Raw genomic sequence first — 386 nt, 5'->3', positions numbered from 1 at the left:
GCTTACCCTGCCTATGTTAGCAAAATTTTCCATTGCTTCTTTTTCTTCCTGTAAACGCAATTGTTCTGTAATATCTGTAAGTATTACACTGTAAATTTTTTTCTTATCGTCTATTATTATAAAGTTGGTAATACATCTGTATTTTCTGCCATTATCAGATATAAATGTTAATTGCTTTTGCTTAATGTTTTTTCCTTTAAGCATAACGCTTTTAACCCATTCAGCATCTTCTTTATTTTCAAAGAAATTGTACAGATAAAGCTGCTCTTCTGTTTTTTTACTTTGAAGAATATGAACAAACTGCGGGTTTACTTCAATAATAGAAAGGTCGTTATTACAAAGGCATTTTAAATCGTGGCTGTTTTCAAAAATGGCTCTGTACAATC

The 386-nt window shown here is 30.3% G+C and carries 1 protein-coding gene; it reads right to left on the bottom strand.

Features of this window, described 5'->3' with window-relative positions; all coding sequences use genetic code 11:
* Window positions 1-386 (bottom strand): PAS domain-containing protein (locus E3E36_RS12705; protein WP_167895673.1); only part of this gene is annotated, 386 nt, incomplete at both ends.

The organism is Thermococcus sp. M36, assembly GCF_012027355.1.
Taxonomy (GTDB): Archaea; Methanobacteriota_B; Thermococci; order Thermococcales; family Thermococcaceae; genus Thermococcus.
Note: the sequence above shows the minus strand (reverse complement) of the source record. Positions and strands in the feature narration are given on the sequence as shown.